At 66.5% G+C, this 21,972-nt stretch carries 14 protein-coding genes; 5 read left to right on the top strand and 9 right to left on the bottom strand.

All coding sequences use genetic code 11. The annotated features are described in order from the left end of the window. Window positions 1–5: 5 nt before the first annotated feature. The 3 genes from VGM20_08025 to VGM20_08035 form a co-directional block, all read right to left on the bottom strand. On the bottom strand, window positions 6–1,265 hold the full coding sequence (locus VGM20_08025; GenBank protein ID HEY4100809.1) for an OmpA family protein: 1,260 nt from the start codon (window positions 1,263–1,265) through the stop codon (window positions 6–8). Beyond that, entirely contained in the window at window positions 1,262–4,480 is a 3,219-nt protein-coding gene (locus tag VGM20_08030) for a glycosyl hydrolase (GenBank protein ID HEY4100810.1), read from the bottom strand. The genes VGM20_08025 and VGM20_08030 overlap by 4 nt, the downstream gene beginning before the upstream one ends. Window positions 4,481–4,552: 72 nt before the next feature. Continuing rightward, complete coding sequence (locus tag VGM20_08035) at window positions 4,553–6,796, bottom strand: TIM-barrel domain-containing protein (protein HEY4100811.1); 2,244 nt, start codon at window positions 6,794–6,796, stop codon at window positions 4,553–4,555. Between the two features lie 106 nt (window positions 6,797–6,902). Here VGM20_08035 and VGM20_08040 point away from each other — a divergent pair, with 106 nt between their 5' ends. From VGM20_08040 to VGM20_08050, 3 genes are read left to right on the top strand one after another with little or no spacing between them, the layout of a single operon-like run. Next, on the top strand, window positions 6,903–10,145 hold the full coding sequence (locus tag VGM20_08040; GenBank protein ID HEY4100812.1) for a hypothetical protein: 3,243 nt from the start codon (window positions 6,903–6,905) through the stop codon (window positions 10,143–10,145). Beyond that, the gene (locus VGM20_08045; protein ID HEY4100813.1) at window positions 10,142–11,155 is read left to right on the top strand and encodes an NAD(P)-dependent oxidoreductase; all 1,014 of its coding nucleotides are present in this window, start codon (window positions 10,142–10,144) and stop codon (window positions 11,153–11,155) included. The genes VGM20_08040 and VGM20_08045 overlap by 4 nt, the downstream gene beginning before the upstream one ends. Further along, on the top strand, window positions 11,152–12,195 hold the full coding sequence (locus VGM20_08050) for a dihydrodipicolinate synthase family protein (protein ID HEY4100814.1): 1,044 nt from the start codon (window positions 11,152–11,154) through the stop codon (window positions 12,193–12,195). The genes VGM20_08045 and VGM20_08050 overlap by 4 nt, the downstream gene beginning before the upstream one ends. A 9-nt stretch (window positions 12,196–12,204) precedes the next feature. On the opposite strand, the gene VGM20_08055 is transcribed toward VGM20_08050, so the two are convergent. The 6 genes from VGM20_08055 to VGM20_08080 are packed head-to-tail and all read right to left on the bottom strand — an operon-like array spanning window position 12,205 to window position 20,088. Next, window positions 12,205–12,981, bottom strand: a complete 777-nt coding sequence (locus VGM20_08055; protein ID HEY4100815.1) for a hypothetical protein — start codon at window positions 12,979–12,981, stop codon at window positions 12,205–12,207. After that, window positions 12,978–13,775 carry an amidohydrolase family protein gene (locus VGM20_08060; protein HEY4100816.1) on the bottom strand — a complete coding sequence of 266 codons (798 nt, stop codon included), beginning with the start codon at window positions 13,773–13,775 and terminating at the stop codon, window positions 12,978–12,980. Before VGM20_08060 ends, VGM20_08055 begins: the two co-directional genes overlap by 4 nt. Then, the gene (locus tag VGM20_08065) at window positions 13,769–14,911 is read right to left on the bottom strand and encodes an aminotransferase class III-fold pyridoxal phosphate-dependent enzyme (GenBank protein HEY4100817.1); all 1,143 of its coding nucleotides are present in this window, start codon (window positions 14,909–14,911) and stop codon (window positions 13,769–13,771) included. The genes VGM20_08060 and VGM20_08065 overlap by 7 nt, the downstream gene beginning before the upstream one ends. Then, window positions 14,911–17,631 carry a heparinase II/III family protein gene (locus VGM20_08070; protein HEY4100818.1) on the bottom strand — a complete coding sequence of 907 codons (2,721 nt, stop codon included), beginning with the start codon at window positions 17,629–17,631 and terminating at the stop codon, window positions 14,911–14,913. The genes VGM20_08065 and VGM20_08070 overlap by 1 nt, the downstream gene beginning before the upstream one ends. Window positions 17,632–17,671: 40 nt before the next feature. After that, complete coding sequence (locus VGM20_08075) at window positions 17,672–18,694, bottom strand: hypothetical protein (GenBank protein HEY4100819.1); 1,023 nt, start codon at window positions 18,692–18,694, stop codon at window positions 17,672–17,674. Then, window positions 18,676–20,088 carry an ABC transporter substrate-binding protein gene (locus VGM20_08080; protein ID HEY4100820.1) on the bottom strand — a complete coding sequence of 471 codons (1,413 nt, stop codon included), beginning with the start codon at window positions 20,086–20,088 and terminating at the stop codon, window positions 18,676–18,678. Before VGM20_08080 ends, VGM20_08075 begins: the two co-directional genes overlap by 19 nt. A 21-nt stretch (window positions 20,089–20,109) precedes the next feature. Between VGM20_08080 and VGM20_08085 the strand changes: the two genes are divergently transcribed. Together VGM20_08085 and VGM20_08090 are read left to right on the top strand one after the other, a co-directional pair. Next, entirely contained in the window at window positions 20,110–21,090 is a 981-nt protein-coding gene (locus tag VGM20_08085) for an ABC transporter permease (protein ID HEY4100821.1), read from the top strand. Further along, window positions 21,083–21,919, top strand: a complete 837-nt coding sequence (locus tag VGM20_08090) for an ABC transporter permease (GenBank protein ID HEY4100822.1) — start codon at window positions 21,083–21,085, stop codon at window positions 21,917–21,919. The genes VGM20_08085 and VGM20_08090 overlap by 8 nt, the downstream gene beginning before the upstream one ends. Window positions 21,920–21,972: the final 53 nt, after the last annotated feature.

Genomic DNA, 21,972 nt, shown 5'->3' on the forward strand with positions numbered 1-21,972 from the left:
CGGCGTCAGTTCTTGACCAGCTCCACGCGGCGATTGTTCTGCCGCCCCTCGGGCGTGTCGTTCGACGCAATCGGCTTGCTCGCGCCGAACCCCGCCGACTTGAGCCGGCTCCCATCGATCTTGTAGTTGTCGACCAGGTATTGCCGCACCGACGCCGCCCGCTTTTCGGAGAGGGTCTGGTTGGTGGCGGCGGTACCGGTGTTATCGGTGTGTCCCTCGATAGTCAGCTTGAGATCGGCGTGCTGCGTCAGCATGTCACCGATAGCCTTGAGCGTCGGTGTTGATTCCCCGCGAATCCGGTCGGAACTGACGTCGAAGAGAATCCCCTGCGTGACGATCCGCCCGCTGGCGTTCAGCCCATCGTAGAGATCGCGGCCGCCGGCGGCGACGCGAAGCCCCGTAAGGAGGGCGCCGTTGTCGTCGGCGTTGGGAAGGGAGATGTGGATCTTGTCCTCGCGCGGGAAGACCAGACCATTGAGCTGGCCGACGCGGGTCGAATTGACGTACCCCTTGGCGTAGCCGCCGTCGACCATGAGGCGGCAGACCTCGAGGTCGTTCTCGCCGACCGGCACGTCCTGACCGGCTTCCTTCGGGCCATTCGGGCCGCGGCCCATGATCCGGCCATTCCCCTGGTCACATCGAAAGGTCAGCTCGCCGTCGTCGCCAAGCCGGAGATCGAGGCCGCTGCCGTTTCCGCCCGTCCGATGGAAGGTGAACTCGACCGTGAACCGCTGCGGCAGCACTTCCGGGAGCGAGACAGTCATGTCCCCTCCGGTCGTGGTGTGGAGATATTTCGTTCCCTTGATGTCGACCACCGTCACGTTCCCGCCAGTGATGTCTTCGTGGGTCGGCAGATCACCGACCTTGTCGGTCGAGAAATCGTCGAAGAAGAGAACGGTGTCGCCGGGAACGAAGTCGTAGTTGAGCCAGGCGCCCTTGCCCGGGGGATCGCTGCTCGCAGTGGCGTCGCCGGCGGTCACCGTCGCGCTGGCGGACTGGTCGGCGCTGGTCTTGTTGGCGGCCGATTGATCCTTGAGCGGTTTCCCCTTGGCATCGACGACGGTCACCTTCTTGCCGTCGGCGTGGGCCTTGTCGATGCAGTCCTGATCATTGACGGCGCAGTTGACCATGCTGTTGATCTTGGTCTGCGCGGCGTCGTTGACCGCGCCGCGGATCATGCCGCCGATCTGCGCCGACGCGGGAGCTGGTGCGGCAAGGAGCGCGAGGAGTGCCCCGGCAGAAAGAGCTGACAGTGCGAGCTTCATCGTGCGCCTCCGGATCGGTTGGTCGATGGATGTAAGCTAGCGGCGGCCGCGGAGTCGTCAACAAACACCGCAATCGGCGGCAAGCCGGCGCGGGCAGCCCGGGCGTTGAACGCCGGCACCTGCGTCGAGACAATTCGGTGCAGCTGGTCGAGCTGTACCTTGAGCTGGGCTGAGAGATCGGTAAAGATCGGGCCGATGTTGTTGGTCGGCCGGCCGCCACCGGATTCGACCGAGCCGAGAAGTGATGCGAGACGATTATTGAGCTTGATCGGGTAGTTCAGCGGGTCCTGCCCGCTCTGGTTCTTCACCTGGTAGATCGCTTCCTCAACATCGCTCAGTGAACGGGTCAGCGAGTCGGCCGCGGCCTTGACGGCGGGATCGGAAATCTTCGCCATCCGCTCGGCGATCTGTGACTTGAGTGCGCGGATCTGAACCACGGCGCCGTTTGCCTCGGAGACCTTGTCGCGAATCCGGATCGCCATCGCGAATTGCGCGGCGAGATCGGCGTCGGTTGCGTCGCGATGGAGCGGGTGCCGGAGGATCGTCAGCGGTTGCGTCTGGGACTTGCCATCGACCGTCAGGTGGACGGTGTAGCGGCCCGGCAGCGCCAGCGGTCCGCTGGTCGTCGCGCCCCAGAGAATCATTGCGGGGAAGGTGGCGGCCTCGGGATACCGGAGATCCCAATTGACCGCGTTGATCCCTTCGGTCACCGGAGCGCCCGCGGCGCGGCCCCGTCCGCGCCCACCTCCACCGCCACCACCGCCACCGCCAGCTGCGTCGCCGCGCCCGCCACCAAGCTCACCACCGCTCTTGCTGGTGAAGATCGTGTCGCCTTTCGCATCGGTGACCTGCACCGTCACCTGCTGGGCCCGTGCCGGAAGCCAGTACGCGATCCGCGCATTGCCGCCGCCGCGGATCGCCACGGCCGGACGCAGGAGGAGCGGCGACGATGGTGACTCACCGGGCGTGACCTGCCGCAGCGCTTCGATGTTGTCGAGGATGTAGAAGCCGCGCCCGTGGGTCGAGATCGCCAGCGAGTTCCCCTGCACGATCAGGTCCGACACGGGTGCGTCGGGGAGATTGAGCGACAGCGATTGCCAGTTGTCGCCGTCATCGTAGGAGAGGTAGACGCCGTGTTGTGTCGCGGCATAGAGCAGTCCGCGCCGGGTCGAGTCTTCTCGCACCGAATGCACGTAGGCGTCGGGGGCGATGCCGGTGACGATCTTCGTCCACGTGTGGCCGAAATCATGGGTGCGGAAGATGTACGGCGCGTCGTCGTTGAGCAGCGGCCGCTTGACGGCAGCGTACGCCGTGCCCGCGTCGAACGCCGACGCGTCGATGATGCTGACGCGGCCAAAGTCTGGCATCCCGCTTGGCGTCACATTCGCCCACGTCTTGCCGCCGTTGCGGGTCACGTGAATCAGCCCGTCGTCCGACCCCGCCCAGAGCACATTCACGTCGCGCTTCGATGGTCCGAGCGCAAAGACCACGGCGTACACCTCGGGGCCGTTCATGTCGCCGGTGATGGGACCGCCGGAGTGCCCCATCGTCGACGGGTCATGACGGGTGAGATCGGGAGAGATCTTCTCCCAGGTATTGCCACCATCTGCCGTTCGCCAGACGTGCTGCGACCCGGCGTAGAGCACCTTCGGGTCGACCGGCGAGAAGACGATTGGATAGGTCCATTGCCACCGTTCGACCAGCGCGCTCGACGGTTCACCCGAAAACATCAGCGGATACGGACCGACTTCCCGCTCTTCGCCGCTGCGGCGATCGAGCCGGGTGAGGAATGAGCCGTTGTTGCCGCCGGCGTAGAAGACATCCGGGTCTTCCGGGTCGGGCGCGATGTACCCCGGCTCCGCGCCGCCGACAGAATAGGTGTTGGTCGTGCCGCCACGCCCGCCGCCGCCACCGCGTCCTCCACGCCCCTCGCCAGCATCACTCGGCACGCAGATGGTGCTGGCATCCTGCTGTGCGCCGCAGACGTGGTACGGCACGTGAGTCGTGGCAACGATGTGATAGAGCTGCGCGGTCGAATAGGTCCGCGCCGAGAACGTGTGCGCGCCGAGAGCATCGAAGGTGATCGCGGCGCCGCCGTCATTGGCGTACATCAGGTGCTGCGAATCGTCGGGGTCGATCCACATGTCGTGCGAATCGCTGCCGGCGTAGTTCGTCATCGTCTTGCCGCCGTCGGTCGAGCGAAGGGTGCCGACGTTCTCGACGTACACCAGGTCCTTGTCGTGGGGATCGGCGGTGACGTGTGTGTAATAGAAGGCGCGCTGCCGGATATTGTGGCCGCTGTTCACCAGCGACCATGTCGCGCCGGCGTCGTCGGATCGAAAGAGGCCGCCGTTGTCACTCTCGATCTCGGCATACACGCGGTTGGGATCGGCGCCTGAGACCGAGACGCCGATCTTGCCGTCGATTCCGGCGGGAAGGCCGGGATTGCGGGTGATCTCCTGCCAGTGCTCGCCGCCGTCGGTCGACTTGTAGAGACCGCTCCCCGGGCCGCCGCTCGACATCGTCCACTCATTGCGCATCGCTTCCCAGAGCGCAGCGTAGATCACATCGGGGTTGTGCCGGTCGATCGAAATATCGATCGCTGCCGTCTTGTTGTCGTGATAGAGCACCTTGCGCCACGTCTTCCCGCCGTCGGTCGTCTTGTAGACGCCACGCTCCTCGTTCGGCGTGCTGTAATTCCCGAATGCGGCGACGTACACGACATCGGGATTGCGCGGATCGATGCGGATCTTCGAAATCGTCTGATCCCGGCCGAACCCGACGTGGGTCCAGGTCTTCCCGGCATCAGTCGACTTGTAGACGCCGTCGCCGGCCATGATATCGCCGCGGATGCACGCCTCACCCATCCCGATGTACACGATGCTGGGATCCGATTCGGAGACAGCCACGGCGCCGACCGAAGCGGAATGCACCTGGCCATCGGTGATCGGCGCCCAGCTGGTACCCCCATCGGTCGTTTTCCAGAGTCCGCCGCCCGCGGCACCGGCGTAGGCGACCTTCGGCTCCCCTTTCACGCCGCTGATGGCAATCGACCGACCCGCACGTTCGGGGCCGATGTTGCGCCAGCGGAGGCTCTTGAGGATCGCCGAATCGATCGGCGCCGTGGGTCCCGCCGGGTGGTGAGACCCGACGACGGTCGTACTGACGGTCGAAGCCAGGCCGAGGGCGGCGATCGCTGCTGCAAGCCGAAGCATGAATGAACCCGGTATGAGGATGTCGGAGTGTAGCGAAGGCGGCTCTTGTACGCGAGCTACCGTTCGTTCAGATCACACCTTGATCTCGATCGGATGCCCCGAAAAGGTTACGGGAACGCTGCTGTTCGAGCCGATGACCCGGACGTCGAGGCGCCGCGGCACTGTCCCTCGCGGCCAGGAGCCGGCGGCGAGACTGACCGAGAGTATGCGGGCGGCGTCGTTCCACTTTAAGCGGAGTGTTGTCGACTCGCCGCGACGGTAGTCAAAGGTATGACCATCGTCGTCGTACCACTGCGCATCGCCGTCAGTCCCGGGGTAGATCGCGATCGTCGTGGCGGAGTCAACCGGCTCGTCGACGTACTGGCGGACCGGCCCGAACGGAACGATGGCGCCGGCCCGCAGATACAGCGGTATCGTCGCCAGGTCGACCGGACGCTGAAGTTCGCGACCGCCCGCAACACGCTGGCCGGTCCAGAAATCGAACCAGTCGCCGCGCGGCAGGTAGACGCTGCGCGACGTTGCGCCCTTCTCGACCACCGGTGCCACCAGCAGGTCGCGGCCCCAGAGATAGCAGTCGGCGCGTGCCACAGCGACCGGATCGTTGGGATAGTGGAGCCACAGCGCGCGCATGATCGGCATCCCCGTCTCGTGGCACTCGCGGACGGCGGTGTACAGGTACGGCATCAATCGCGATCGGAGTTCGAGATACTGGCGGCAGATCGGTTCGACCGCAGCGTTGTGCAGCTCGGCGGGATCGACGTGGAATCTCCCTGACTCCGGCGGGCCCCCGTCTCCACCGTCCCATCCCCACGGCAACCGCAAGTGCCAGTTGCGCCCATGCGCGCGAAAGAGCGGACAGAAGGCGCCGAACTGGAACCATCGTACGTGCAGCTCGCCGGTGTATTCGGCCGTCGGCGAGAAGCCGCCGATATCGGTCCCCCAGAACGGCAACCCGGAGAGCCCCGCGTTGAGTGCGACAGGGATGTGGGTCTTCAGCGTTTCCCAGCGACTCTGCACGTCACCCGACCAGATGAACGATCCGTACCGCTGCACACCGGCGGCTGCGTTGCGGTGCAAGGCGAACGGACGCTCGTTCGGCCGGTACTGCTGGCTTCCTTCCCAGTACATCCGGTGCCGGTTGATCTCCGACGGCACGTCGTAGTCGTCTCCCTGATCGGGCCACCATCCGTCGGCACCGTCGTCCATCGGCCCCTTGTGATACGGCCAGTAGCAGGCGACGTGACGGTCATCGGGCCAGTGATTGTCGGCGGTCCGCCCACTCGGCTCGGGCGCCGTGCACCGATTGTGGATGTTGCCGATCAGATGATGACCTTCGATGACGCTGTGGAGCACCACCTTGAAATGCCTGTCGTGGAGGGTCGACAGCATCTGTCGCGGATTGGGGAAGTTGACTGGATGCCAGGTGAACTCCCCGTTACGCGTATTCCAACCGGACGGAGCGAACTCGGTACCGAGATAGATCAGCGCGTCGCAGGGGAGGCGCTTCTGCCGGAAGGTCTCGGCGATGCCGAAAATCTCGGTGGGACCAGCGAGCGTGCGATGCGACTGCAGGTAACCGAATCCCCAGCGCGGCGGCATGTCGGCGAATCCAGTGATCCGCGCGTATTCGCGCATCACGACGGCGGGATCGGCGGAGGCGACCACGAAGCAGTCGAACGGCGCTGGCGTGTCGTGATGTGGTGCGAATGTCGCGTCTGCTCCGGTGAAATCGAATGCACCAGAAGGCGCATGAATGAAGAGTGCGGACGTGCCAGTGGAAATCACCCATTGAATCGGCGCGCGGATTCCGTTGGTGGAAAGTCGGTAGCCGTCGGATCCATTGATCATCCGTTCGACCGTGCCACGCCGGTCAAACTGCGGCCCGCCTTCGCCGAGACCGAGGAGCGGACCCGGTCCGACCTGAAACGAGACGCCAGCGTGGACCGGATCGAAGGTCAGCTGCTGCACCGGATTTCCGTCGGCGTTCGTGACCCGAATCGACGGCGGCGCGGCGGTCACGTCGACAACCAGCGTGCCCGCCCGTTCGCGATGCACGGTTCTCGTGCGTCCGGCGACCCGTCCGATCTTCGATTGCGCCAGCTCTCCTGTGTCGGGGAGCGGGACAATCTTGCCATTGATGAGCGGCTGCATCGTCAGGCGAACTGTCACCGGCGAGACAACCGCAATCGACAGCTCGACCGGAGTGCCTCCGACGATGAGATCCGGCGCGAGGGAGTGCCGCACCGGAACGGCGAGTGCTGCGCTGACGGCTCCGAGTCGCTGGACTGCTTCGCGACGGGTGAGGTGGTCGGCCATTGGATTCCTGGCTGCAGGCGGGGGATCGAAGAATACTGCGGCGCCGCGGCTCATACCGCTGGTGAGTATCTTTCGGCGACCTCCAACTACCCAACCAGGTGTTCCAATGCGACAGCTTCGCTCCTGCCTGCTGGTCCTCGTTGCGGCCGCCCCGCTCGGCGCTCAGGGACTCGATTCGGCGGCGCTCGCCGGTCTTCGGTGGCGCAATGTCGGCCCCGCGAACTTCATGGGGCGCGTCTCCGACGTGGCGGGAATACCGGGGCCTTCCAAGACCCTCTTTGTCGCCGCGGCTGGGGGCGGGATCTGGAAATCGACCAACAACGGCCAGACGTGGCGACCAGTCTTCGACGACAAGCGCGTCATTTCGATGGGGATGCTCGCGATCGCGCCGTCGGATACCATGCAGGTGTGGGCCGGAACGGGCGAGCCGAATTCGCGCAACACGATCGAGCCCGGTGCCGGGATCTACAAGTCGACTGATGGCGGCGTCACCTGGAACTTCATGGGGTTGAAGGAGACACAGCACATCGGGCGGATCGTTGTCGACCCGCGCGACCCCAACACGGTGTACGTCGCCGCCCTCGGCGCGGCGTGGAAGGCGAATCCGGAGCGCGGGCTCTACAAGACGATCGACGGCGGGAAGACCTGGAAGCTGGTCAAGTTCATCAGCGACAAGGCCGGTTTCGTCGATGTGACGCTCGATCCGCGCAACCCTGACGTGATCTACGCCGCAGCGTGGGAGCGGCTCCGGACGCCGTACTCGCTCAAGAGCGGCGGCCCGGGGTCGGGACTCTGGAAGTCGACTGACGCCGGCGCGACGTGGTCGGAGATCAAGGGGAATGGCTTTCCTGATGGGGTCAAGGGGCGGATCGGGCTGGCGCTCGCGCCGTCGAACCCCGACATCGTCTACGCATTGACGGAAGCCGCCGATACCCAGAAGGGTGGCGGGTACACCCCCGCTCGTGCGCCTCGCGCGACCGGACTCTATCGCTCGACCGACGCCGGCAAGACGTGGACCCAGATGAATCACACCGACACGCGGCCGTTCTACTACTCGCAGGTCCGCGTCGATCCGAAGAACCCCGATCGCGTCTACTTCTCGTCGACCGAGCTGCAGGTGTCGGACGACGGCGGCAAGACCGCGCGCAACGCGGCGCAGCAGGTGCACGTCGACGACCATGCCCTCTGGATCGATCCGCATGACCCGGAGCGGTGGGTCGTAGGGAACGACGGTGGCGTCGCCATCACCTTTGATCGCGGCGGCAACTTCTCGCAGGGCCAGAATCTGCCGATCGGACAATTCTACGAAGTGAGCTACGACTACGCGGTGCCGTACAACATCTGCGGCGGCGCGCAGGACAACGGCGCCTGGTGCGGGCCGAGCCGGCGCCGCACTGGCGGTGTCAGCAACGCCTACTGGTTCACGATTCACGGCGGCGACGGATTCTATACCGCACAGGATCCGACCGACCCCGATGTGGTCTATGGCGAATCGCAGGGCGGCAGTGCCAGCCGAGTCAACCTCAAGACCGGCGAGCAGCTCGGCTTCCGCAAGCCGACCTGGACCGATCAGTACCGCAAGTGGGAGGATTCGATCGCGGTGGTGCGCGGCGATCCACTCAAGGCGGCATCGAAAGAGACCAACGCCGCCATCGCGAAGCTTCGTGCCCAGCAGCGGCAGGATTCGGTCGACCTGGCACTGCGGTTCAACTGGAACTCGCCGTTCATTCTGTCACCGCACAATCCGTCGGTGATCTACTTCGGTGGCAACCGCGTGCTCAAGTCGACGCAACGCGGTGAGAACTTCCAGTTGATCTCGCCCGACCTGTCGAAGAAGGAACAGGCGAAGATCGATACGTCCACCACGTGGACCGGTGGCGTGACACTCGATGCCACCGGAGCGGAAACGTACGGCACGGTGGTGACGCTGGCGGAATCGTATCTCAAGCCGGGGATGCTCTTCGCGGGGACTGACGACGGCAACGTCTGGATGTCGCACAACGACGGCGCAGCGTGGGAGAATCTCACCGGACGGTTTCCCGGACTTCCCGACAACCAGGTCTACGTCAACCGGATCGAACCATCGCACTTCGACACGTTGACCTTCTGGGTGGCATTCGACAACCATCGTCGCAACGATTTCACGCCGTACCTCTATGTCACGAATGACGGCGGCCACAGCTTCAAGTCGATCGTCAACAACCTGCCGCACGACGGTGTTGGCGATTTCGTCCACGTGATCCGTGAGGATCCCCGCAATCAGAACCTCCTCTTCGTCGGGACGTCGATCAGCGCGTACGTGTCGCTCGATCGCGGCGCCACGTGGAATCGCTTTGCCAGCAGCCTGCCGTCGGTTCCGGTCTTCGACCTGAAGATTCATCCGCGTGATCACGAGTTGATCGCCGCCACGCATGGCCGCGGTTTCTGGATCGTCGACGTCGCACCGCTCGAGCAGATGACGTCTGCAACACTCGCTGCCGGGACGTACCTCTTCGAACCGAAGACGGGCTATCAGTGGGGCGAAGGGCCAGCGCTGATGCAATCGGGCAACGGGAACGGACAGGCGTTCTTTGCGATTCCGAGTCCGGCGTACGGCGCCGACCTGTCGTACCGCCTGACGGGAACCGAGACGGGACCGGTGCGATTCGTGGTCACCAACGTCGCTGGAGACACGCTCGCCTCGATGAACGGCCCCAGTGGAGCCGGCATTCACGACGTGACCTGGAACTATCAAGGGCGCGTCCCGCCCGCGGCACCGGCACCGCTGACGCCCTCCGAGCGGCGCGACAGCATCCTTCGGGCAGTGCGCGCGCCGATCGTCCTCGACTCGTTGCAGCGCGCCAGGTTCGACACCGCGGCGATCGCGCGGGCGCGCACGTTGCTGCGCCCCGCCGGCGACTCCGCGGACGCTGCTGGCCGCGGCGGGCGTGGAGGCCGGGGTGGCGGCCCTGCTGCAGGCGGTGGGCGCGGGAACGGCGCATGCGAGCGGCCGCTGACGATGTGGGATTCGTTCTGCGCCAGGCCGGCTGAGGTCGCCCCGCGCGGCGGCGTTCCCAACGGTGAAGGCGCCGGCGGTGGGCCCGGAGGACCGGAATCCGCCAACGTCATCAAGATCTTCGACATCATCGGCATCAAGCCGCCGGCAGGTGGTCGCGGCGGGCGGGGCGGCGGCGGTGGCGGTCGCGGGGGCGCCGGCTCACTGGTCGGCACCGGGGATTATCTCGTCACGATGACGGTCGGCGGCCACAGCTACCGCCAGACGCTGCACGTCGAGCGGATCAACGGCGGAAGCGATGTCCAGCAGGGAATCGGCGGCAAGGAGGACAAGGGGGACCCGCACCTCCAGTGACCGAAGCCGATCTCGAGGAGATTCTTTCCGATCCGACACCGGACCTGGTGTCGGATCTGCGCCAGGTCGACGGTGACATCATCGTCCTCGGCGCTGGCGGCAAGATGGGGCCGTCGCTGGTGCGACTGGCGCGCCGAGCGACACAAGACGCCGCAACGCCGCGGCGGGTCGTTGCAGTCTCCCGATTTTCCGATCCTTCGACGCGCGCCGCACTCGACGCGTCGGGGGCGGAGACGATCAGCTGCGATCTATTCGACGCTGATGCCGTCGCTGCACTTCCCGACGCGCCGAACGTCGTGTACATGGCCGGCAGGAAGTTCGGCACCCGCGACAACGCTGCCGCGACGTGGGCAACCAATGCGTACCTCCCCGGAGTCATTGCCGACCGGTATCGCCAATCTCGCATCGTGGCCTTCTCGACCGGCAACGTCTATCCGCTCCATCCCGCGCCCGGGCCGGGGCCAACCGAGCGCGATCCGGTGGCCCCGGTCGGAGACTACGCGGTCGCCGCCCTTGCCCGCGAACGGGTGTTCGAATTCTTCAGCGAGCGCCACCGCACACCGATGGCGATTGCGCGACTCAACTACGCCATCGAACCGCGATACGGTGTGCTCCGCGACATCGCCGACGCGGTCCGCGGCCGCCGGCCGATCGACCTGGCGATGGGATATGTGAACCTGATCTGGCAGCGCGATGCCAACGCCGTCGCGCTCCGGCTTCTCCGGCAGTGTGCTGTCCCGCCGTTGATGCTGAACGTCACTGGCGCCGTCGTGCTGTCGGTTCGCGAGCTGGCCGAAGCGTTCGGGCGCCGATTTGATGTCGCGCCGCGATTCACCGGAGATGAGGCGGCGACAGCGTTGCTCAGCGACGCGTCGGAGTCCGTACGACTCTTCGGCGCGCCGCCGGTCGGCATCTCCGAGATGATCGAGCATGTCGCTGAGTGGATGGCTGCGGGTGGTCGATCGCTCGGCCGTCCGACGCATTTCACCGAGCGCGAAGGGACCTTTTGACCAGCGTTCGAGCGCGGCTTGCCGACGGACTGGTGATCCCGGCGCATCCGCTTGCGCTCACCGCGCGGCGCACGCTCGATGAGCGCCGGCAGCGCGCGCTGACGCGCTACTACATCGACGCCGGTGCTGGCGGCGTTGCCGTCGGCGTGCATACAACGCAATTCGCAATGCACGAGCCGCGTCGCGGGCTTCTCCGGCCGGTCCTGGAGCTGGCCCGCGATACCGTCCGCGACCATCCGTCACGTCGCGCTGCGCCACTCCTGATCGCGGGTGTCATCGGTGGCCGCGCCCAGGCACGCCACGAAGCGACGCTCGCCCGGACTCTCGGCTACGATGCGGTGCTGCTCGGTTTCAATGGTCTAGGCGCGACAACGGACGACGCGCTCGTCATTCATGCGCGCGCGATCGCCGAGATCCTTCCGGTGATCGGCTTCTATCTCCAACCGTCGGTCGGCGGCCGAGTCCTCGGCTATCGCTTCTGGCGCGATTTTGCGGAGATACCTGGTGTGGTTGCGATCAAGATTGCGCCATTCAATCGATACGCAACGCAGGTGGTCATCCGCGCCGTCGCCGATTCGGGACGAGAGCGCGAGATCGCATTGTACACCGGAAACGATGATCATATCGTCGTCGACCTCCTGACCCGATTTCCTGCGGGCGCTGGTCGCTCGATTCAAGTCGTCGGCGGCCTTCTCGGCCACTGGGCGTTCTGGACGCGCCGAGCAGTGGAACTGCATCGACGCTGTCACCGGATTGTCACGGACCGGCGGGCGATCCCCGCGCAACTGCTGCAACTCGCGGCGGCGACGACCGACGCGAATGGTGCGGTGTTCGACGCGGCGCACGATTTCCGCGGCTGCATCCCGGGGATTCACGAAATCCTGCGGCGGCAGGGACTGCTGGCCGGGACGTGGTGTCTTGATCCGGCGGAGGGCTTTTCACCAGGGCAGATGGCCGAGATCGATCGGGTCTGCGCGGCGTATCCCGGTCTTACCGACGATGCGTTCGTTGCCGAGCGCATCGATCGCTGGATGAGGTGATCCGGTTCCTCAGCGGTTGCAGAACGCTCCAAGATTCGATGAGAGCAGCCGCTCCCGATCGACGGGCGCAAGCTGCAGCAGATCGATTTTCGCCATCGCTGTCTCCGCCAACCGCAGCGGCACACCGGTCCCGTAGGTGAAGCGCGAGGTGCCGACGGTGCGCAGCAGCAGTTCGAGGTGATCCTCCGGCGGTCCCCAGATGCAGGAGATATCCCAGAGAATCCGCTCCGCCTCCTCCGGCGTCGATCCGAAGTGCACCTGCTCGATGAAATCGCGGTCGGCATGGGTGATGATGAAGCGCGTATCGCGAGCAGCGCGGATGAGGGTGCGCACCGCCCACGTGGGAAGGTCCTGCGCCGCGTCGTTCGGGTGCCGTTGGCGAATGTCTTCCAGGCGCATGCACATCATCACCGGGATTCCGCGCGTCCCCGCGGCGTCGGCAAGTCGCTGTACCTCGGTCCCCGCTGGAGGAAGCCCGTACCACGTCGGATCGCAGCGCACGGCGGGTACCCCGCGCCGCTGCGCCTCGTCGAGCACCGACTCCCATCCCGGACGCCCCGGATGAACCGCGGGGATCGGTCGCAACATCGAGTGCGCATCAGCGGCGTGATAGAGGGCGGCGTTGCCGCTCGCGGGATCGGTCCAGTAGGCGGCGCCTAGATGCGACACCCATGCCGACGTCGCGCCGGCCGCGGCGCAGGTGGCGACGAGCGTTGCGGCGTCCCACGCTCCGATGTCGCGGAACGGGTACGTTCCGATAAACGTGTTGACATCGATCTGGCTCATGCGGTGAAAGCACCCCGGGGAAAGATCGCTGCGGCGTTGCGCCAGCAGACGCGCTCGTAGTCCGCCGTGGAAAGGATGCGCTCGAGGTGGCGGAGCTTTGCCCATCCGGTGCACATCGTGATGTCGCACCCCCAGAGAAGTCGTCCCGCGCCAACCATTGCGATACACGCCTCGAGCATTCCGCCGTCCACGCCGCTTCCCGACAGGTCGATGTAGATGTTGTCGTCGGCGCGGGTTGCGGCCAGTGTATGGGCCCATTCGCCACCGCCGCCGATGTGCGCGAGAATGAACGCCACGTCGGGATGGCGGCGCGCCAGGCGGGCGAGTTCGAGACCGTCGGACGCTTCCTGGGCAGGCCACTCGCGTCGGCGATGCTGCCAGATGTGATGCAGGATCGGTACGCCATGTCGTGATGCTGCCGCGGCGATCTCGTCGACCAGCGGGTCGTCGGCGCGGCGGCTGGCGGCGAGCTTGATGCCGATCATCCCCGCGGCAAGGCATCGCGCGATCTCATCGAGGGCATGGCGGGTGTAGTTCGGATTGACGCACGCGTAGCCGCTGATGACGCCGGGGTGCGCGCCGATCAACTCCAGGAGCGCATCGTTTCCGGTGCGCACATCGTCCGGGGATGGGAAATACGTCGGTGAGGTCCGTCCCCAGGTGCCGAGTATCGATGCAACATGCCGGGTGATGCCGATCGTGGCGCCGGCCTTCAGCCGAGACGCGTTGCGCTCCTGCCAATCGGCCCGCCCTCCGGCGGCCTGGTAGAAATGCGCGTGCACGTCGATCAGCATTGCCGGAGAATCTCGTCGAGGGTAGCCATGGCACGGTCAATCTCGTCGTCGCCGTGTGCCAGCGACACGAAGTTGTAGGCGCTGCGCTTGAACAGGAGTCCTCTCCCTGCGGCGGCGACGGCCATCCGGCGTCCGCATTCGTCGTCGTCAAACCGGAGGTAGCACATCTCGGGAATGCCGCTGGCGACGACCCCGTCGTGGCGTTCCGCCAGCACCGTGAGTCCGCGCCAGAGCCGGTCACCGCGGGCTGCCAGGTGCTCGGTGACCCGTTCACGCTGAAAGACGCCAAGGACGGCGGTCGCGGCGGCGAGCGCGACGAACTCCGTTGCAGCGGTCGAGGAAATCCAGGTCTGTGCGATTGCCCGCATCACCTCGCGCGATCCTCCCACAGCCGCGAGCGGAAACCCGTTGGCAAGCGCCTTTCCGATCACCATGAGATCCGGGACCACTCCCCAGCGCTCCGCCGCACCACCAATCGCAAGGCGGAACGCCGTCTTGATCTCATCAAAGACGAGCAACGCGCCGCAGCGTGCGCTCTCCTGGCGGAGTGTCTGCAGCCATTCGAGAGTGGGAGGGGCTTCGATGACCGGTTCGACGACGACGCACGCAAGCGAGTCGCCTGCCGCGCGGATGGCATGAATCGCCGCGTCGCAGTCGTTGAACGGGACACTACCGTACGACGCGCGCACCGACTGCGGTACGCCCTGCGCGTCGCTGCACCAGTCGAGCCAGCCGTGGTAGCCGCATCCCAGCACGCGATCGCGACCGGTTCGCACCCGGGCGAGGCGGACGGCAGCCGCAACCGCCTCGGCGCCGGTCTTGAGAAACCGGATCTCCTGCATCCAGGGAATCGCGGTACCGAGGAGCGCCGCAAGCTCTTCTTCGTCGACCGGCGAGAGCGCCCCGGTGACGCCGCGATCGATGGCGTCGAGCGCCGCCGCAGTGACGGCCGGATGACCGTATCCGAGCGCCACGGAGCCCAACCCCATGATGAAGTCGAGGTACTCGCGCCCGTCCCGGTCGCGAACGGTGCACCCATGACTCGATTGCATCCGCAACGGGATCCGGGTCGCGTCAGCTGCGAACAGGACGTCCGGTCGTTTGCTGCCGGTCGACGTGAACCCCGCGACGCCCATCAGGCGAGCTCGATCTCGCCGAGGTGCGCGGGGTCGTGCCGATCGCCGCGCAGATAGGCCCACCCCGGTCCGCCGCTCCAGATCAGCTGCCCCGAACGCCGCACGCGATCGGGCCGCATCTCGTTGACGATCAGGTCAAAGCCCGGCCGATCGTTGCGCAGCAGATCGACAAGCCCGGCCGCAGGGATCCGCAGCGTGACACAGTAGCCGTTGTCGGTTCGAGTCCAACGACCCGACGGCGCTTCGCGAACGGTCGTACCAATGGAGCGAGTCACGACGGCGCCGCCCTCCGCGAGGCGAACCAGCCAGCCGTCGGTGTGCTTCCCGGGCAAGTTGGAATAGATCTGCAGCCCGTCGGCGTTGATGTCGTCCGGTTCGTTGTCGAGCAGCAAAGGTGCGGCACCTTCGGGACGGAGGATCATCTCGTCCTTGACGACGTTCACGGCGAGATACAGTTCGTGATCCGACCAATTGAGGTACGCCGTCGCGGAGAACGACTCGGGGCCAGCGTAGGCGACTTCCGTCCGGTAATACTGATGCTCGTCGTCGAGGGCCAGCGGCATCCGGCGATTGAATCCGGCAAGTGTCCCGTCGAGCGACGGCGGCGCGTCGATCCATATCGCGGTTGCCCTGGTCGGCACCGGTCGGTCGAGGACATACGTCGCGCGACCGAGCGGCGCAGCACGACCTCCGCCGAGGGTGACACGTCGCGCGCCGTGCGCGATGGTCACGCTCGACGGTCCGGGTTCGATCGTAGTCGTGAGGTCACCTTGCTGAACGTGAACCGTCGACGCTGAGACGTCGAGAGCGGTCACCGTACCGCCGAAGTCGATCACCGCCGCCATCACGGCATGATCGGCGTTCTGACGACGAATCAGAAACCGACGCGGCGAGCGATCACCGGGCAGCCCGGGGCCGTGGGCTCGCAGCAGATCACCGTCGCCGGCGAACCACGCGCGTAGAGCCTTCGAACCCTCCATCGCAGTGATGAGCGTATGTGCACCAGGGTCGCCGTCCCCCTCGCATCGCTCGACATCGTAGAGAAAGTCGTTGGTGCTCGGCTCGGCGATCCAGCGCCCGGATGGTTCCAGTGCAATGTCGCCGTGCAAGTGCCATGGAAGCTCGAACCGGTGCGACACGCTCGACTCGAACGTGACCAGGTCGACGAGCCAGTCGGGTCCGATCACGATGCGGCGCCGTGCGTCGCCCCACGATGCGGCACACCACGCCCAGTCATCCTCCGTCGCGAATGCTTCGCACCGCGCAGCTTCGACCCGCCGTTGATCGTGGCCATCCTCGAGCGGCGCATTGTGCGCCATCGTCGACCGGTACCAGAAGAGATCCTGCATCACGTACGATCCGGCGCCCGGATCGGCAAGCCAGTGGACGCCATCCGCGTGCACGGTGAGATGCAGGCGATCCGGATGGCCGTGCCCTCCGCCCGTGGTACCGCCACATTCGAGCGACACGTAGCGGTCGCCGCGCCGGAAGACCGCCAGTCCCTGGTCTTCGAGGAGACGGGTATGTCCGCTCCACGGTTCCGCAGGAGCGGGGAGTTCCGGTGGAATCGTCAGCAGCGCCCACCACGAGAGCTCCGACCGACTCCGCGCGGCGGGAAGCGGCAGGCCGGCGTCGTGGAGGTACGAGTCGTACGTCGCCTCCTCGCGCGGAGGTGAGGCGTAGAGGGCCGCAAGCCACTCGGTAACGTGGCCCGGTGCGCGATCGCCGAGGGCAGCGCGCCCCGCTTCCCACGTTTCGACATACGCAGGGTGCGCCAGCGAGACGCCGTACCGGGAATCCTTCCGCGCCGGAAATGTCAGATCGGGGAGTGAGGTGTCGGCGGGAGCCATGAGGGCCTCGGCGAGGTGCGATGCCACTGCGTCGTCATCAAGCAGTGGTGCACCAGCCGCCGCGGCCCATTGCAGCCCGACCATCAGTCCGCGCATCGCGAAGAGGTGGTAGTTCTCCCCTTCGAACCACATTCCGTCGCGCAGGAATCCGGTGCCGAGGAGGCCGAGGAGCCCGGTGCGCCCCTCGATCGCGGTGAGCGCGAGTTCTTCGTCACCAAACCAGACGGCGACCGCGGTCAGCGCTGCACTGTTCCACGCCTGGCGGTTGGACAACCCCTCGTTGAATTCACCAATGAGGGTCGCGGCTTCGTCCGCGATGGCGCTGATCCGCTCGATATCGTCCTCATCGAGGAGATCAAGCTCGCGAAGGATGAATGCGGCGGAGAGATAGTCGAGCAACCAGATCGACTCGAGATAGGTCGAGAAGAAGAGGTGCGTCGGCCCGAGAACGTTGTCCTGGTTGGGGAGCTCGAAATAGAGCGTGTAGTACGCCGCCAGGATGTCGCGCGCGCGTACACCGGCATCCTCTCGCCCGGTCATCGCGCACACCGTTGCCAGATGTGCCGCGCGCTCGGCGACCCAGAGGTGCTGCGCGCGGGCCCAGTGGGCATGATGGCGAGGACCGCTGAACGAGGTGTCGCAGACCGGGCAGCGATGACGCTCCGGGCTCCACGGATCGAAGGCGAGCGGGGCGCCATCGTCGGGGCAGACGCCGCCATCCCGCGAAAGGAGCGCCTTGGCCTGCGGGACGATCGGCATCCGGTCCAGCACGGGAGTCGCCCGCTCCACCAGCCGGTCGCGGAGGAGCGACAGATCCGCGGACCTATCGATCAGCTGGCGGCGTTCGGTCAGGGCGTCGAGATCTAGCATTGCAGGAATGTTAGCGGGATCGATCGGCGTGGATGGCAGGTCATTCGGCCCGGACGCCATCCCGCGCCCAGACAACGGGAAGGACGCGGGCGCCGGCGGCCTGTGCGGCGGCGATCGCCGGGGCAGGGTTGTCGGGGACGATGAAGAACATGGAACCACCGGCTCCGGAGCCAGCGGCCTTTCCGCCCACGGCGCCGACACGCTCCATCGTCTTCTCGAGCGCCGCCATCGCGGGGGTCCGCATTGCAGCGTCGAGTTGCAGCTGATGCAGCCAGTTGGCCTGCAGCACGCGCCCGACGCCGATGAGATCGCGCGCCAGGAGCGCCTCCGCCATCGCCGTCGCACACTCAGCCATGCCGCGCAACGCACCGGCGACGGCGCGGTCACCGGCCGCATATGCGGCCATGACACGAGTGATCGTCTGGCCGGAAAAGCGTGATTGGCCGGTGTAGCAGAGCACGGTGTGTCGGGCGAGCGTCGCTGCGAAGTCCGGATCCAGTGCCAACGCGGTCGCTTGGGTGCCGTCGCGATCAAAGGCGAGGAAGTTGAAACCACCGAGAGCCGCGGCGAACTGATCCTGCTTTCCTCCCGCGACCGCAGCGTCGATCGTTTCGAGCGTCCACGCTGATTCCGCGGTCTCGATCGGCGACGCAACGGAATCGGTCGCCGCATTGCACGCGTGTACCAGCGCGACGCTGAGTGCTCCCGAGCTGCCGAGCCCCGAACCAGCCGGAGCCGTGGCGGATGTCCGGAGCATGCATGGCCCGAGGCGTGCGCGGCCGATCGCCGCTTTCGGCAACGTGAAGACGCCGTCACTGGAGAGAGCCGTGACATCGGATCCGGTACAACGACTGCCCACATCGCCGGCGACCAGTTCGTAGCGATCATGGTCGCACCGCAATTCGACGCGTGTGCGCAGGTCGATCGCGGCGTTCACGACCCGGCCGCGCTCGGTGGTCGCAAACGGCGCGACATCGGTCCATCCGCCGGCGAAATCGAGACGCACCGGTGCGGACACGACGATCGATTGCTTGTCGCGCATCGTCATTGCGCCACGTGCCATTGTGTAATGGTGGGGAGTTCGCCGCGAAGATCCATTTGCACGCCGAGGATCCGCCGGTTCATCCCCTGCACGCCACGCGCATCGTAGAGAAACGCCGCGGGGACACTGTCGGCGAAGAACTGGAGCTGCTGCGCGATCGTCGCCGGCGGCGTGATCCCGGTGGCGGTGAGCAGCGGCGCGAGCTGACCCAGTCCGGGATCGCCGGTGATCCCCATGACCGCGGCGTCAAAGTCATGCGTCACGCCCTGCACGCGATCGAGGAACGATGTCAGTTCGAGTTGTCTGATGGTCATCGTGACACCGGCAGCCGCGAGCTGCGCCTGCACCATCTGTTCGAGGGCGGCTTCGCCGCTGCCGACCGTGAGCAGTTCGAACTGGATCCTCCGATCGCGCAGCGTGCGCCGGGCAACGCCGTCGGCGCCGGTATCGGCGGTAGAGGTTGCCGTCGGGCCGAACGCTGGCGTCCCGAAACCGTAGAGATAGCCGTTCACGATGGTGCGGCGATCGAGCACCTGCGAGATGGCGCGACGCATCGCCACGTTATCGAACGGCGCTCTGCGAGTGTTGAAGACGACGGCGTAACTGAGCAGGAGCGGATATTCGATCACGGCAAGGCGTGGGTCGCGCCGCACGAATGCCGCGTGCGCCGGCTGAATGCCGGCGAAGTCGAGTTCGCCGGAGGTGAGTGCTGCGAGCTTCGTGGTTGGTTCGTCGACGACGGCGATTACCAGGCGGTCGATCCGCGGCGGCCCACCGAGCTCTGCGGGGAAGTGGGGATTGGCGGCGAACACCCAGCGTCGATTCGGCTGGTGCGATACGAACGAAAACGGACCGTTCCCGACCGGCGTCACGTTCCAGGCGGCACGCCGCAACTGGCCGTGCGGTATCGTGTCGAGCAGATGGGCCGGGAGCATGGCGAGGTCGGTCAACACGTCGCCGATGCCGTGCTGCGGCCGGGTATATGAGATCCGGAGCGTGGAGTCGTCGAGTGCAACGGCCGTGTCGAGCGCCGCGAGTTCGCTCTGGCGAGGATATCCGGTCGCAGGATCCCGGGCGGCCAGTAGCGTCCAGGCAGCGTCTCGTGCAGTGGTCGGCGCGCCGTCGTCCCACCGCACCGCCGAGGTAAGGTGCAGCGTCAGCGCGGTCGAGTCCGGCGACCACTCCCAGTGGCGCGCGAGGTATGGGGTGACCTGCATCGCGGAATCGTACCGGACCAGCGTGGTAAGGAGCACGTAGCGCTGCACCTGCTTCGCCAACGGGTGCGCCGTGAGGAGCGGGTCGATGCTCTGCAGATCGGCGCCGGAGGCAAAGACCACGGTGGCGCCGCGGCGTGTCGCGAGGCCGGAACAGCCGGCGATGAGCACGGAGATGGCGAGGAGGCAGCGGCGGCGCACCCTCAAGTCTACATTCTTCGCATGTCGAGAGGCCCGGCCGTCGCGCTGATTCGTGCAGCCGCCGTCATCCTCGGCGTGGTCTCGCTCACCTTTGTCCTCCTTCATGTCGCTCCTGGCGACCCGGTCACGCGACTCCTCGGGCCGGCGGCAACGACCGCGCAGGTCGCGGCCGTTCGCCACGCGATGGGCCTGGACCGGCCGCTCATCGTCCAGTACGTCGCCTGGATCGGTCGCGCGCTCCACGGCGATTTCGGCACGAGCATCTCCACCGGTCGGCGAGTCGCCTCGCTCCTTGCCGACGCGTGGCCGGCAACCGCGGCGCTCGTCGCCCTCTCGCTCACGCTGACCTGGCTGATCGGCATCGCCGTCGGCGCCTGGCAGGCCAACGCGCGACGGCGCAATCTCGAGGGCGTCGTCACGGCGGTTGCGGTCGCGTTCAATGCCATGCCGGCGTACTGGCTCGCGCTCGTCCTCGTCATGATCTTCACCTACTGGCTCCGGGTGCTTCCGTCGTTCGGAGCGAGCGGGCTCGATGCCGATTATCTCGGAGTCGGCGGGCAGATCAGCGACCGGTTGCGGCATCTGGCACTGCCGCTTCTGACGTTGACGCTGATCGGCTTTGGCGGCGCAGCCCGGTTCGTGCGCGCATCAATGCGCGACCTGCGCGATGCCCCGTTTCTCGTCGTGGCGCGCGCGAAGGGCGTCGGTTCGCTGCGCACGGTTGTCCGGCATCAGCTTCGCAACGCCCTGGTCCCCGTCGTCACCCTCCTCGGCCTCTCGCTACCGGCGTTCTTCTCCGGCACGGTGTTCGTGGAGTCGGTGTTCGCGTGGCCCGGCGTCGGGCAGCTGATGGTGCACGGGGTCCAGGCGCGCGACTACCCCGTCGTGATGGCGGCGGCGACGGTGAGCGCGGTGCTGGTGGTCGCCGGCAACCTTGCGGCTGACGCGCTCGGCGAAGTCGTCGACCCGCGGACGCGCCGCGACGGTGACACCGTTGGCTGAATCACGGCGGCTGCGCGGCGACATCCCGACGATCGTCGGCGCGACCATTCTCGCCGCCTGCGCCGTCGCCGCGATCATCGTGCCGATCGTCGCGCCATCGTCGATGCCGGCGAACGTCGTCGCGAGCCGCTTCCTGCCGCCGCTGGCGCGCGACGCCGGACACGCGATGCACCTCCTCGGGACCGATCGTCTCGGTCGCGATGTCTGGTCGCGTCTCTGGGAAGGGGCACGGATTTCCCTGAGCGTCGGCCTGCTCACGATGGCGATCTCGCTGCTGATCGGTGTGGCCGTCGGCGCGGTGGCAGCCTTCGTGGGTGGCGCGGTTGCAACGGCCCTTCTCGCGGTCACCGATTTCGCCCTCGGCGTGCCGCGCGTCGTCCTCCTCCTCCTTCTCGCCGCGTTGTGGCCGCCGAGCGCGCTGCAGGTCATCGCCGTTCTTGGCGTCACCGGCTGGATGCCGATTGCGCGGCTGGTGTACGCCGATGTACGCGCCCAGCTCGGTCGGCCGTATGTCTCAGGTGCCGAAGCCCTCGGTGCGGGAAGGTTCCGGCTCCTCGCGGAGCACATCGTGCCGCACATCGCACCGCCGGTCCTCGCCGCCGTCACGCTCGGTATCGGCAACGCCATTACCCTTGAGGCGGGGCTATCGTTTCTCGGACTTGGAGTGCAGCCTCCGGCGGCCTCATGGGGGTCGTTGATCGCATCGGGCAGAGATACCGTCGTCAATGCGCCGTGGGTCGGACTGGCGCCCGGGATTGCCCTGGTCGTCGTGGTGGTGAGCTGTACCCTGATCGCCGACGGACTGCAGGAACGCTCGCAGTCCGCGTGAATCGCATCGCACCGTGCCGGCATGTTGTTGCGGAAGCCGTGCCCCGCAGCAAA

Source organism: Gemmatimonadales bacterium, assembly GCA_036500345.1.
Classification (GTDB): domain Bacteria; phylum Gemmatimonadota; class Gemmatimonadetes; order Gemmatimonadales; family GWC2-71-9; genus Palsa-1233.

What these genes read in the sequence shown, in the direction of transcription:
- VGM20_08060 (HEY4100816.1), bottom strand. Translation starts at nt 13,775, where the DNA reads ATGCTGATCGACGTGCACGCGCATTTCTACCAGGCCGCCGGAGGGCGG.
- VGM20_08035 (HEY4100811.1), bottom strand. Translation starts at nt 6,796, where the DNA reads ATGGCCGACCACCTCACCCGTCGCGAAGCAGTCCAGCGACTCGGAGCC.
- VGM20_08065 (HEY4100817.1), bottom strand. Translation starts at nt 14,911, where the DNA reads ATGGGCGTCGCGGGGTTCACGTCGACCGGCAGCAAACGACCGGACGTC.
- VGM20_08085 (HEY4100821.1), top strand. Translation starts at nt 20,110, where the DNA reads ATGTCGAGAGGCCCGGCCGTCGCGCTGATTCGTGCAGCCGCCGTCATC.
- VGM20_08025 (HEY4100809.1), bottom strand. Translation starts at nt 1,265, where the DNA reads ATGAAGCTCGCACTGTCAGCTCTTTCTGCCGGGGCACTCCTCGCGCTC.
- VGM20_08030 (HEY4100810.1), bottom strand. Translation starts at nt 4,480, where the DNA reads ATGCTTCGGCTTGCAGCAGCGATCGCCGCCCTCGGCCTGGCTTCGACC.
- VGM20_08075 (HEY4100819.1), bottom strand. Translation starts at nt 18,694, where the DNA reads ATGGCACGTGGCGCAATGACGATGCGCGACAAGCAATCGATCGTCGTG.
- VGM20_08055 (HEY4100815.1), bottom strand. Translation starts at nt 12,981, where the DNA reads ATGAGCCAGATCGATGTCAACACGTTTATCGGAACGTACCCGTTCCGC.
- VGM20_08070 (HEY4100818.1), bottom strand. Translation starts at nt 17,631, where the DNA reads ATGCTAGATCTCGACGCCCTGACCGAACGCCGCCAGCTGATCGATAGG.
- VGM20_08040 (HEY4100812.1), top strand. Translation starts at nt 6,903, where the DNA reads ATGCGACAGCTTCGCTCCTGCCTGCTGGTCCTCGTTGCGGCCGCCCCG.